Origin of the sequence: Pedobacter sp. Leaf41 (assembly GCF_001422545.1) — a bacterium.
Lineage (GTDB): Bacteria > Bacteroidota > Bacteroidia > Sphingobacteriales > Sphingobacteriaceae > Pedobacter.
Genome location: NZ_LMLE01000001.1, coordinates 188,441 through 201,858 on the forward strand (window position 1 = coordinate 188,441; position 13,418 = coordinate 201,858).

The 13,418-nt window shown below is 37.2% G+C and carries 12 protein-coding genes; 9 read left to right on the top strand and 3 right to left on the bottom strand.

The genetic code is table 11. The features are described from left to right. Positions 1-42 precede the first annotated feature (42 nt). On the bottom strand, positions 43-2,484 hold the full coding sequence (locus ASE92_RS00810) for an outer membrane beta-barrel protein (RefSeq protein ID WP_056848223.1): 2,442 nt from the start codon (positions 2,482-2,484) through the stop codon (positions 43-45). A 420-nt stretch (positions 2,485-2,904) separates the two neighbouring features. Further along, positions 2,905-4,584: a Zn-dependent hydrolase gene (locus tag ASE92_RS00815; protein ID WP_056848224.1), complete on the bottom strand. Its 1,680-nt coding sequence runs from the start codon at positions 4,582-4,584 to the stop codon at positions 2,905-2,907. 113 nt (positions 4,585-4,697) lie between these two features. On the opposite strand from ASE92_RS00815, the gene ASE92_RS00820 reads away from it, so the two are divergent. Continuing rightward, entirely contained in the window at positions 4,698-5,534 is an 837-nt protein-coding gene (locus ASE92_RS00820) for an N-acetylmuramoyl-L-alanine amidase (protein ID WP_056848225.1), read from the top strand. 180 nt (positions 5,535-5,714) lie between these two features. On the opposite strand, the gene ASE92_RS00825 is transcribed toward ASE92_RS00820, so the two are convergent. Beyond that, on the bottom strand, positions 5,715-7,370 hold the full coding sequence (locus tag ASE92_RS00825) for a glutamine--tRNA ligase/YqeY domain fusion protein (protein ID WP_056848226.1): 1,656 nt from the start codon (positions 7,368-7,370) through the stop codon (positions 5,715-5,717). A 431-nt stretch (positions 7,371-7,801) separates the two neighbouring features. Between ASE92_RS00825 and ASE92_RS00835 the strand changes: the two genes are divergently transcribed. The 8 genes from ASE92_RS00835 (at position 7,802) to ASE92_RS00870 (ending at position 13,416) form a co-directional block, all read left to right on the top strand. Further along, positions 7,802-8,221, top strand: a complete 420-nt coding sequence (locus ASE92_RS00835) for a cobalamin B12-binding domain-containing protein (protein WP_056848228.1) — start codon at positions 7,802-7,804, stop codon at positions 8,219-8,221. A gap of 2 nt (positions 8,222-8,223) precedes the next feature. Continuing rightward, positions 8,224-9,003 carry an enoyl-CoA hydratase/isomerase family protein gene (locus ASE92_RS00840; protein WP_056848229.1) on the top strand — a complete coding sequence of 260 codons (780 nt, stop codon included), beginning with the start codon at positions 8,224-8,226 and terminating at the stop codon, positions 9,001-9,003. Between the two features lie 161 nt (positions 9,004-9,164). Further along, positions 9,165-10,577, top strand: coding sequence for a sigma-54 dependent transcriptional regulator (locus tag ASE92_RS00845; RefSeq protein WP_056849229.1), 1,413 nt, complete (start codon positions 9,165-9,167; stop codon positions 10,575-10,577). A gap of 63 nt (positions 10,578-10,640) precedes the next feature. After that, positions 10,641-11,690, top strand: a complete 1,050-nt coding sequence (locus ASE92_RS00850) for an AI-2E family transporter (RefSeq protein WP_056848230.1) — start codon at positions 10,641-10,643, stop codon at positions 11,688-11,690. 71 nt (positions 11,691-11,761) lie between these two features. Beyond that, a complete protein-coding gene (locus tag ASE92_RS00855) occupies positions 11,762-12,028 on the top strand; it encodes a YtxH domain-containing protein (protein ID WP_056848231.1) in 267 nt (88 codons plus the stop codon). Positions 12,029-12,081: 53 nt separating this feature from the next. After that, complete coding sequence (locus ASE92_RS00860; protein ID WP_056848232.1) at positions 12,082-12,462, top strand: phage holin family protein; 381 nt, start codon at positions 12,082-12,084, stop codon at positions 12,460-12,462. Continuing rightward, positions 12,449-12,883, top strand: coding sequence for a hypothetical protein (locus tag ASE92_RS00865; protein WP_056848233.1), 435 nt, complete (start codon positions 12,449-12,451; stop codon positions 12,881-12,883). The genes ASE92_RS00860 and ASE92_RS00865 overlap by 14 nt, the downstream gene beginning before the upstream one ends. A gap of 104 nt (positions 12,884-12,987) precedes the next feature. Beyond that, positions 12,988-13,416, top strand: coding sequence for a hypothetical protein (locus ASE92_RS00870; protein WP_056848234.1), 429 nt, complete (start codon positions 12,988-12,990; stop codon positions 13,414-13,416). Positions 13,417-13,418 lie beyond the last annotated feature (2 nt).

The following is a 13,418-nucleotide window of genomic DNA, read 5'->3' on the forward strand; positions in this document are numbered from 1 at the left end:
CAAAAAAAGCCACCAATATGTTGGTGGCCTAATCATCTCAAATTAATTTTTCATCCGGCCTTGTTCGGCTTCCAAACCTGTGCTTCGGTTACGGGCAGGTTTAATCTCATTTTTACCAAATCGGTAGGTAAACGTTAAACTTACCGATTGTCTATCGTTCAGTCCGTAAAGAGTGTAATAAAGTCCTGGAAAGGCACTTCTGATATTATTAATCTGCGTATTGAAGATATCGTTAGCAGCTAGTTTTAAACTTGCTTTTTTCGCTAAAAATGTTTTGCTTATCCCTGCATCAAAGCCGTAACGTGTTCTTATTTCCATCACCCCAAAAGTAACCGGACTATCATAGCTGAAATTAAGTTCGGCTGCTAAACCTGGCTGAATTTTAAAGCTGTGTTGCGATTTAAACTGGAAAGAAGTGCTCTTGTTATCCAGCGATTGGCCAGCAATGTCGGGCGTTTTAAACCTGATGTGAAACATGTTTAAATTATTATTGCTACTCCACCATTTAGTCAAATTTACAGGAGCATTTAATACCAATGAATATGCGTTTTGAGTGGCAATATTTTGGTTGGTTTGGTACAGCGCCTGCTTTTCATTGTCAGGAAGAATTACCTCTGTAATCACATCTGTAGTTTTACTATAATTCAATGTGGCCGAATACTTTTTCTTTAGCAAATACGTGAATTCAAAATTATTGGTGTACTGTGGATTCAAAAATGGGTTACCCTGACTATAGGTGTATTGATCTAAAAAGTAAACAAAAGGATTCAAAGCATCGTAGCTTGGACGGTCGATTCTGCGACTGTAGGAAAGACTGATATCATTGTTCTTGTTCAATGTTTGGTTAATAAAAACACTTGGAAAAAAATCAAGATATTCGCGTTCTATAATCTTATTCGTCGTAATTGAATTTCCTTTCGAACTGGTTTGTTCTGCCCTCACCCCCAGTTGAATACTGGTTTTTTTGAATTGTTTATTAAAATTAACGTAAGCTGCATTCACATTTTCATCGTATACAAATTGGTTGCTAAGCAAAGCATTGTTTTGCCAATTGTTGTTTAAAAATTGCTCAGCAATTAAATTGTTATCAGTAGTTACCCAACTGCTTTTTAAACCCGCTTCTAACTTCATTTGTTTTTTCAAAGGCAGTGCGTAGTCAACCTTGAAAGCCTTAATATTGATAACCGATGGCGTGATGTTTCTGGTAACTACCGTTGGCCTGATCAGGCTACCGTTATTAAAAAAGTAGTCGCTTACATAATCTGCATCATCATTTCCTTTATATCTTCCATAATCCAAATCAATCGTAATTTCTTGCCCTGCGGTATCAAGAACAGATTTGTAGTTTAAATTGTAGGATAGGTTGTTGTACTTATTTCTAATCACATTATTGGCTAAAACGGAAGAATCTTGTTGAGTAAATGTACCACCAATTCGGGTTGCATTAACTGAGTTTTCAATATTACTTCCTTCGTAACCTGTTACCAAAACACCAAGCGTATTATTTTTATTGATGAAATAATCTGCGCCAACTTTAAAATTCTGTCCATGATTTTTTTTGCTAAAATCACTGCGTTGAGAGAAGTAACGGTTGCTGGGCGAAACGTTTGCAATCCTGTCTATTTCCATAAAAGTCTCTCGGTCTCTCTGGTTATAGTTATAGTTTCCAAACAGATTTAATGATTTCGTACGATGATTTAAGCTGCCACCTGCGCTAGATCTAAATTTTTTACCCCTGCCCAAAGCCCCGGTTACACTTCCGTTTGTTCCGCCCCCTTTATTTTTTTTGGTTTTAATATTGATAATTCCGGAGTTACCGGCAGCATCATATTTCGCTGATGGATTCGTAATTAATTCGATAGTTTCTATTTCCGAACTTTGCATTCCTCTCAACAAATTAGCTACATCGCCGCTACTCATGTAAGTCTGTTTCCCATCTATTTGAATCAGTACGCCTTGTTTACCTTGCATCGAAATGTTGTCGTTCTGATCTACATTTACCCCAGGCGCTTTCTGTAATAATTCGAGTGCGGTAGAACCAGACGCGATAGAACTGCTGGCCACATTCATTACCGTTCTATCCATTTTGCGTTCTACTAGTGGAACGTTCGCTGCAACGGTTACTTCTTTTAAATTTTGAGTGGTAGATGCCAGTTGAACGGTGCCAAAATCAATTTGTTGATCATCGCCCAGCGTTTCTACTTTACTTTTATAAACTTTGTAACCCATATTACTGGCTTTGTAAAAGTAATTTCCCTTGGTTGAAACCGAGAAACCGAAACTGCCATTTTGATCTGTCAAGGCAGTTTTTACAATGCTCGAATCAGTTGCTTTGTAAAGAACAACAGTTACGAAGTCAGCGGGCTTTTTTGTTTCATCTACAATTTTTCCTGTAATATTAAATTTCGTATCGGTTTGCGCATTAACAGATAACGCTGAAAACGCAGCGAAAATGAGGAATGATATTTTGTAAAAAAGTTTCATTTTTATGGTATTAGTTTTTAAAAAATCAGGACAATGAAATTCCACGCGACTGGTTAGACGCACTTTTATTTTGCCTTATTATTTAAAGTTTAGCTTGGGAAACGAACGGTTTCCGTTGTTTAGTTATCAGTAAGACGATGGTTTTTAAGAAAGGTTACAGGAGGAAGAAAAAAAGTGGGAATGAAGTATTTCTGTTGACCATTTAATTTTAGAAAGTCAAAGGCAGAATTAGGTGGCATCTGTAGCCCTGCCATCCACTACAATCTTTTAAATTGATTGTTTACTGGAACCGAAAGTGAATTTAATTTAAAAGGATTTTCGTTTCTGTCAGGCTTAATGAACGAAGGGCCGTGCATAAAAAAAACCGCAGATGAACAGAAAAATCTGCAAATCTGCGGCTCCGACTTTAAAAATGAATTTTTATTTTACACCCAACACATCTACGCCCTGTTCAAAAACAACATCAACAGGGATGTTTTTTCTGGTTAAGCGATCTAAATCTTTTTGCAATTCTGAGGAAATTACAGCTTTTTCCTTTTGCGCTTTTTCAACAGCAACTTTATCTCCATTACCCTGCAAAGTAACAATGAATGCACTTAATTCATTCATAGCGGTAGCAAATTTTTCGTAGTTAACTTTATATGTTCCTTTATCAGTACGCTCAAAAGCACCCTTTTCCTTAAAGTAATTGAAACATTGCATATTGGCTTTTCCGTGTGCTTCGGATACGCCAAACCTTACTGATCTTAAAATTCCAGCCATAAAGGTGGTGTAGTAATCTTTAATATCGCCAGATAACTCACCTTTCTTTAATAAACCTGTTACCATGTATAAACCTAAAACATCGGCTTTGCCTTCTTCAAGCCAGCTATATTGCTCTTTCAGCGCTTCACGAACAAATCCTTTTCCAGTAACCGTTTTTTTAATACCTAAACCATGGGCTACCTCGTGAAACATGACGTTGGCGAAAAAAGCATCAAACTTGATATATTTTTGCTGGTCAGCATCAATTAATTCTTTAGAGATAGGAACAAGGATCTTATCGAATTTAGCTTGCATGGCATTTTTCAATTGTGATCTGCGTGTGCCTTTTTCCTGCTGAATTTTTTCATCATTAGGTAGATTTACAGCAATGGTTTTCGAACCGGCATTACAGTCTCCTGCGTAATAAACCACATCATATGCATTCAATTCTGAGTCTGTTCCTGGCGTTTCCGTTTTATATTTGGCTGCAACCGGTAGGTTTTTTTGGAGTTCAGGAAGCATTTTTACATACTTAGCTAAGCGCTTGCTCCACTCTTTGTCTTTAATTAAAACATAAGCTTCGTAGCTGGTGCGGGCATTAAAAAGTTTATCCTCATAATTTTCAATCGGGCCGATAATGATGTCAAGGCCATTCGTTTTCATATCTAACCATGCATAATCGCTGGCGGTGAAATTGTCAGTGACTAAAGCATCAGCCCGTAAGTTCAAATACTTTTTCAGCCCTGCATCTTCGGCAATTAAAGCAGCTTGTTTTAAAAGCGAACTTGCCTTCTGCAATTCGGCAGCAAATAAAACATGATAAGGAACAGTGGTCAGTTTACCTGCAGTATCTTTTTGGATAACCGAATACGCACCATATTTATCTTTCAAGTCAGATTTCTCAATTTCTTCTTTAGTGATTCCGTAAGGATAAAAAGAAGCACCTTCTGGCTTGGCACCAACACCAGCAACAAAAGGTTTTTCATTGTTCAACCTATCCCACGGGCCATAATTAATGTTTACAAATTCCCTGATTTTTTCGTCCTTAATTGTGGCCATCAAACTGTCGCGTTGCGGATAGGCTTGCTTCCAGTACAAGTCGTCCATAATTTCTGCCGCCTGAATAAGCAAAGGCAAAATTTTTCGATCGTTAACGCTTAAATCATTAATGTTACTTGTTAGCTTAACGCGTTCGTAAATTGGAAGTCTTTGCGCTACATATTCATTTAAGCTATCTCTTTCTACCACGATACCATTATCGGTATTGCTTTTGGTGTCACCAGTGCAACCCGACAGAAACAATGTTCCAGTAATTGCAAGCGAAAAGTATATGGTAGATTTGTATAATTTGTTCATATTTAATAGATATGGTTGCTAAATTAGTAAAATTTAAAACCATTGTATAAAGTTTGATGCATTGGAGATAGTTTCGCATAACTTTGTAACTTCAACAATCAACAAATCAAAACATGTCATCATTTAATTTCCCTAAATATTCGCCAGTTTTAGTTACGACACTTATAGTTTTACTTTATTCGTGTGGATCTAATAAATATGCAGCAACCGAAAAAGTTTATAAAACGAAAGCCAAAGATTTCTCGAAAATTATCAGCAGCACGCCACCCGCAGGGCAACTTTACGATTCTTTAAGTACAGCAAATCAAACCTGGGTTGGTTCTGTAAACTTTGGCATACGCAAACCTAATTTTGTAGTTATCCATCACACGGCTCAAGATAGTTTAAACCAAACCATCAAAACCTTCCACTCTACCAGGGCAGGAACAAGCGCTCACTATGTAATCAGTAGAGACGGGAAAGTTGTACATATGGTTAATGATTATCTTCGTGCAAACCATGCGGGCGTAAGCAAATGGGGTAAGGATACGGATTTGAATTCTTCATCCATCGGTATTGAATTAGATAATAACGGTATTGGCGATGTTTGGCAAGATGCACAAATCAACAGCTTGCTTAAATTGCTGGCAACCTTGAAGAAAACCTATAATATTCCAACAGCGAACTTCATCGGCCATGCCGATATTGCACCTGGCCGTAAAAATGATCCAAAAAATTTCCCCTGGAAAAAGCTAGCGGATAAAGGATTTGGCTTTTGGTATGATGATGTACTGAAGAATCCACCGGCCGATTTCGATACCGAAAAAGCGCTAAAATACATCGGTTACAATACGGCAAACTTACCGGCTGCAATCGAAGCCTTTAAAATCCATTTCATACAAACTGATATCACTAAAACTTTAACACCAGTAGATATTTTGGTACTGTACAATGTTTATACAAAGTATTAAGATAGTTAGCTAAAATATAAGTTGCTGGTATCAGCAGCTTTATTCATTTAAACTTTACAGAGGAACTCAATAGCGTTTTATTTCTGCGCTTCTTTTGAAATTCTCGATTGCAATAAGCATAAAAAAACACGGATGAATCTGTGCTCATCCGTGTTTATGTATGGTTAAAAAAAGCGTTGATTAATTGGGCTTCTTAAAAGTATCCTTTAGTGTCACCGTTCTATTGAAAACCAATTGATTAGCGGTTGAATCTTTATCCAGGCAGAAATATCCTTTACGAATAAACTGATAACGGCTATCTAAATCGGCATCAGCCAGAGCTGGCTCGATATAAGCATTCGGTAACACCGTTAAACTTTCCGGGTTTAAATAGTCCTTAAAATCACCTTCTTCTGCATCTGGGGTTTCGGAGGTGAACAATCGGTCGTACAAACGAATCTCTGCAGTTTTCGCATGTTGTGCACTCACCCAATGGATCGTTCCTTTTACGTTAATTCCACTGGTATCATTTCCACTTTTCGATTCAGGAATATAAGTACAATGGATTTCCGTTACATTTCCATTTTCATCTTTCACAAAATCTTCGCACTTCACAATGTAAGCGAACTTTAAACGAACCATTGCTCCAGGTGCCAAACGGAACCATTTCTTCGCCGGAACTTCCATAAAATCTTCACGCTCAATCCAAAGCTCATTACTAAACGGAATCACACGTGTACCGCCGTGATCTTCAGCTTCCGGATTGTTCTCGCCGATTAAATCTTCAGTACCCTTTTCATAATTGGTAATGATTAATTTAATAGGATCTAAAACAGCCATCACTCGATTAGCAGTTTTATTTAAATCCTCACGGATACAAAACTCTAACAAGCTCAGCTCAATTAAATTCTCACGTTTCGCAATACCAATACGTTCGCAAAATTCACGCACACTTTTTGGTGTAAAACCTCTTCTGCGTAAACCGGAAATAGTAGGCATGCGGGGGTCGTCCCATCCACTAACCAAATTTTCATTAACCAGTTGCAGCAGCTTGCGTTTACTCATTACTGTGGAAGTAAGGTTTAAACGGGCAAATTCATATTGCTTAGATGGAAATATTTCTAACTGTTCTATAAACCAATCGTATAATTCGCGGTGCGAAACATACTCCAAGGTACAAATGGAATGGGTAATGTTTTCTATACTGTCGCTCTGTCCATGCGCAAAATCATACATAGGGTAAATGCACCATTTGTTGCCCGTGCGGTGATGCTCCGCGTGTTTAATGCGGTAAACAATTGGGTCACGCATTAACATATTCGGACTAGCCATATCGATTTTCGCCCTCAGGGTGTAAGCACCGTCTGGAAATTCGCCGCTTTTCATTCTTCCGAAGATATCAAGGTTTTCGGCTATGCTTCTGTTGCGATAAGGGCTATCTTGGCCAGGTTCTGTAGGTGTGCCTTTTAAAGCGGCAATCTCATCTGCCGTACTTTCATCAACATAAGCTAAACCTTTTTCGATAAGCTTAACTGCAAATGAGTATAGTTGATCAAAATAATCTGAAGCGTATAATTCGTTTTTCCAATTAAAACCCAGCCATTTAATGTCTTCTTGCTGGCTGTTTACGTATTCCGTTTTTTCCGTAACCGGATTGGTATCATCAAAACGAAGGTTGGTGTAACCGCCGTATTTTTGTGTTAGTCCGAAGTTTAAGCATATCGCTTTGGCATGGCCAATGTGTAAGTATCCATTCGGTTCTGGCGGAAAACGCGTAACCAATGTTTTATACTTGCCACTATTCAAGTCGTTCTCAACAATTTCTTCAATAAAGTTCAATGACTTCTCTTCACTCATAAAAACCTGTAAATTAGGAATGCAAATGTAAAAAGATTGAGCGGAATTAGGTAATGATTAAAAAATAGATTAGGGGAAATTGGAGAATAGGGAATTGTATTGAGCAGTAGCTTAGAGAATAGGAAATTGAAAATAGGTTGGGCACTCGTTTCTATTTCTTATTTGATTTGATTGAGGTTAGGTATTAGGAATTGGAAATATGTTGGGTGCTTGTTTCTGTTTCGTATTTGATTGGAATAAAGTAGGAGAAAAGGAAATGGGAAATAGGTTAGGGCGCTTGTTTCTATTTCTTATTTGATTTGATTGAGGTTGAAATTGGAAATAGGTGGCCTTATGCCTCTCACCTACTTCCCATTTCCCATTCCCCATTTCCCTAAACCCTATTTCCGTAAAAGAAAATTCAATACATTTACCTCAACTTAATATTCATTATGAGCAAAGTATTAAACCGACCTATACGCGTTCTGGTTGCCAAAGTAGGCCTTGATGGTCATGACAGAGGGGCTAAAGTGATCGCTACTTCACTTCGTGATGCAGGTATGGAAGTGATTTATACCGGCCTGCGCCAGACGCCAGAAATGGTGGTAAATACGGCTTTGCAGGAAGATGTTGATGCCATTGGAATTTCCATCCTATCTGGAGCCCACATGACGGTTTTTCCAAAAATTATTCATTTTATGAAAAAAAAACAACTTGATGATGTATTATTAACTGGAGGAGGAATTATTCCGGAAGGTGACCGAAAAAAACTTGCTGAGTTGGGTGTTGGAGAATTATTTCCTCCTGGAACAACTATGGCAAGCATTGTAGAGTATATTAAAAATTGGGTTATAGAAAATAGAAATTTTTAGTTATGGCATATCAGAATTTAATAGCAGAAATAAAAGAAAACATCTTATACGTTACCATCAACAGGGAAAAAGCTTTAAATGCATTGAATAAGGCTACTTTGGATGAATTAGCTGAGGTAATAAAATTTGCGGGAGAAACTGACGAGGTAAGAGGGGTAATATTAACGGGTTCTGGCGAAAAAGCTTTCGTTGCTGGAGCCGATATTAAAGAATTTTCAGATTATAGCGGTAAACAAGGTGAGGAGTTAGCACGAAAAGGTCAGCAAAATGTTTTTAATGCGATTGAAAATTCGTCGAAACCGTTTATCGCTGCCATTAATGGTTTTGCTTTAGGCGGCGGATTGGAACTGGCAATGGCATGCCATATGCGTGTTGCAGCCGATACAGCTAAACTAGGCTTACCAGAAGTTACTTTAGGTCTGATTCCAGGTTACGGGGGCACGCAGCGTTTAACGCAATTGGTTGGTAAAGGCAAAGCTATTGAATTAATTACCTCGGCCAACCTAATCAACGCTGTTGATGCGGAAAAAATTGGGCTTGTTAATTACGCTGTGCCTTTGTCTGATCTCATTAGCAAATCGGCTGAGATTTTGAACCTGATAAAACAACGTGCGCCTCTGGCCATTGCTGCGGCAATTAAATCAGTGAATGCATCCCTTACCGGTAGTAATGGTTACAATGTTGAAATCGAAGAGTTTGGAGAATGTTTTGAAACTTCTGATTTTAAAGAAGGCGTATCAGCTTTTATAGAAAAGAGGAAAGCTAATTTCCTCGGAAAGTAGTAAGATTGTATGATTAATTCGGCATAAAATTAAAATAAGTGTAGAAAATATTTCCCAAATCAATTTATTTTAAGTAATTATGTACTAATATTCTACGCTCCTTAAATAAATTCTTTCTCCCGATTATAGAGCTTTAGATAGTGTAAAAACGGATGATGCTCATGAAAAAAAAGATTCTGATTGTTGATGATGAAGTAAACATTGGTTTATTATTATCGAAGTTTCTTACAAGGAATGGTTTTGAGGTAGCAAACGCCATTACCGGCGCTTCCGCGTTAGATATAATGACGAATGAAGCGTTTGATTTGGTGTTATGCGATTACCGCCTGGACGACACAGATGGAAGAGAAATTTTAATTAAAATAAAGGAGAATTACCCAACAACCGGCGTGATTATCATTACCGGATACTCAGATATCAAATTAGCGGTCGAGCTTATTAAATTAGGGGCCTACGATTATATTACAAAACCGCTATATCCTGATGAGATTTTAAATACCATTAATAAAGCTCTTGAGACACAAAGAGCCCTCAACGAAAACAAAGGCAGACCTGGAAAGAAGCATGAAACAGAGTCTGATTATGTAAATTACACCGAGTACATTGATGGTCAAAGCGAGGTTTCGGCCACTTTGCTTAAACAAATTCAGTTAATAGCACCAACTTCTTATAGCATTATTTTAACCGGTAAAAGCGGTACAGGGAAAGAGTGTGTAGCCAAAACTATCCATTTAAATAGTTTGAGAAGAGATAAGCCGTTTGTAGCGATGGATTGCGGTTCGTTAACTAAAGAACTTGCTGGAAGTGAGTTTTTTGGCCATGAGAAAGGCTCGTTTACCGGTGCACTCTACACTAAAATTGGCCACTTTGAGCAGGCAAATGGAGGTACGTTATTTTTAGATGAGATAGGTAACTTATCTTACGAAATTCAAGCCACCTTGCTCAGAACGGTGCAGGAAAGAAAAGTTAAACGTATTGGCAGTACTAAAGAAATTGATTTAGATGTCCGTATTATTGTAGCTACCAACGAAAATTTAGTCGATAATATTGGTAAGGGAACATTTCGAGAGGATTTATTCCATCGCTTTAATGAATTTTCTATCCATCTCCCTTCCTTAAAAAAACGAGGAAATGATATCTTAATCTTTGCCGATAAGTTTTTAGCAGTGGCAAATCAAGAGCTCAATAAAAACATCAAGGGTTTTAGTGAAGGCGTTAAAAATTGTTTCCTAAATTACAGCTGGCCAGGAAATGTAAGGGAACTGAAAAATGTAATCCGCAGGGTTTCGTTGTTAACCGATGGAAGTGAAATTCAGGTTGATGTATTGCCTTTGGAGCTTTCAAACTATGCCAAGGATTTCGATCGCGAACAGATTTTGAAACAAATAAAATCAAAGCATAGCGATAAGCCTAAGGATTTGAAAAATGCTGCGCAAGAAGCAGAGTATGATACGATTCTTGGCGTTTTAAAAGAAACAAATTTCAATAAAACAAAAGCAGCCCAAATCTTAAACATCGATAGAAAAACACTATACAATAAAATCAAGGCGATAAAGATTGAAGATCAGGAATAATCTTTTCATAGGCCAAAACAAAACCTAACTTTTTGCTATTAAGAGAATACCAAACATCACTTTATGTCGGTATTTTCATTTAAGCAACGCAATAACATCAACCTCGTTATTATTATAGCACTCGGGCTTTTAATTGCGTATTCTTTACAAGCAATTTTTAGTGCAATTCTCAGTACTTTGGTGCTATACACCATCATGCGGCCAGCTTATATTCACCTCGCTGAAGTGAAACGATGGAATAAAAGATTAGTAGCTATTTTTCTAATCGTGATCAGCATTTTGCTGATTGTGCTACCATTTTATGCATTAAGCAGCATGGTAATCAGTAAAATATCCGAGCTTAAAAACAACGAAATATTTTTCAAAAATATATTGGTTAAACTTCAGCATTTAGTTCCCTTTAATATCAATCAAGATGTGATTCAAGATGGATTAAATCGGCTGGGTAACTGGGCAACAGAGTTATTTCCTTCCTTAATTTCGAGTGCTGTAAATATTATACTAAGCCTTTTGGTGATGTACTTTTTACTATACTTCATGCTCATCGAGCGCAAAACCTTTGAGCGTTCTTTAATTAAATACGCACCTCTTAGAGAACAAAATGCACTGCGCTTTGGCGATGAAATGCGAAATACAACTTATGCAAACGTATTGGGGCAGGGTTTAATTTGCCTGGTACAAGGTTCATTGGTGAGCTTATCTTTTTACATTTTAGGTTACAAAGATCCGGTATTCTGGGGGGTAATTACCACTTTTATATCTTTCGTTCCTATTCTGGGGCCGCCTGTAGTTTTTGTGCCAGCGGCTATCCTGCAAATTGCGAACGGAAATAACTTTGCCGGGTGGGCAATGCTAATTTTCGGCTTTGTTGTCGTCATTAACATCGATAATGTACTTCGATTCATCATTGCAAAAAAAGTTGGCAACATTCACCCCATAATAACAGTAATTGGCGTAATTATTGGTATCCCATTATTTGGAATTTTAGGACTCGTTTTTGGTCCGCTATTATTATCTTATTTTATTTTGCTTGTTAAGATTTACGAAACCAGTACGCTCGCATCAGAAAGATTGGAAAGAATTAAAACAAATAATGAGCTTAATGAGTTATAATTTATAGCTTAACAATAATGTAATATAGTATTTCTTATATTGTGAATGTTAAACCCTTAAAATAATTAATTATGAATGATAACTCAAAAGTAGTAGTTGCTCTTTTAGCAGGATTAGCTGCTGGTGCCGCTTTAGGTATCTTATTTGCGCCAGATAAAGGTGACGAAACCCGTGACAAATTAAGCCAATCGTTAAAAGATCTTGGAGATTCTATTAAAGATAAGGCTGCGGATGAGATTAATAACTTATCAAGTTTAAAGGATAAAGTTGTTAGTTCAATTAAAACGAAATTAAGAAGCGTTGAAGACGAGTACAGTGACGATGTTGAACACGCATAAAAATAATAACTAATTGGGCGCTTCGGGCGCCCATTTAAATTCCATCTAAAACTATGCAAGAAAATAAAGAAAAAAGTATTGAAGACCTTGTTGAAGACGCCAAAGGCTTTTTGGAAGCAAGGGTTGAATATACAAGACTTTACCTTGTAGAAAAGGTATCAAAAATATTCGCCGATTTAGTTACCAATACTGCTGTAATTGTATGTTTTATATTGGCATTTTTATTTGGTAGTGTAACTCTGGCTCTTTTCTTATCAGATGTTTTGGGAAGCTATACACGAGGATTTGGTTGTGTATCGGGGATATACCTTTTGTTGGCGGTTATTGTTTATTTAACTAAAGACAAATACATTGAAAAAGCTATTATTAACGTAGCCATTACAAAATATTTCGACAAACTTGCAGATAAGGAGGAAGAAGATGAGAAAGTATAACATCAGAACTTTAGCAGATTTGCAAGCAGCGAAATTAGAGCTGAAAGTGGAGTATACACTTAAACAAAACATGCTCAAAAACGATGGTAAAATCTTTTTAAAACAGTTTACATTCGGTGCACTCATTAAAAAGTTTGCAACACCGAGCAATTTGTTTAAGGCTGATGAAAAGTTGAACATCAGTGGCACAGCAATGTCTCTCCTACTGCCAATGTTTATGAACAAAACCATTTTCCGAGGTGCTGGCTTTTTAACTAAAGCTGCTGTAGGTTTGGTATCTGGAAAAGTAGGAAAATCATTAGATGCTGAGCACTTATCAGCAATCTTTAACTCTGTTAAAGGTTGGTTTGGAAAAAAGAAAGAACAGAAATCAAAGAAATTCATAGATTATGGCATACCGCCAGATAGTGAAACTTATTAATATTGAGCCTCATATTTCAAATATGGGGCTTTATTTTTTAAAAAATTTATACTTTTAGGTGTAGCGCACTGATTTTATCAACCGTTACAAATGAAACAAAAGGTATGAAAAAACTACTATTCTTGCTCTCCATCTGCTTAACACTTTCTTGCAATAAGGATTTGGATAAAAAACTTTCCAGTAAAAGTTGGCGTGTTGAATCGGTTACGGTAAGCCCTGCAATGACATCCGGAAATAAAACCAGCACAAACTATTTAGAGCTTATGGGGCCTCAAAGTTGTGCTGCGACCACTACATTAACATTTTCTGACAAAGGCATATTTACATCAGGTTCAAATGGTGCGTTATGCGATTTATTTTACGATCCGAATAGTAGCCCAGTAACGTGGACAAGGGAAGGCGAGCAAATCACCATTTCCTCTTCACCACAATCGCCATTCACATTAAAGGGTAATAAATTAACCCGAACTACATCTACAACATCAGCCGGTGGCACAATTTATACTTTTGAATATGTCTACAAAGCCCAATAATT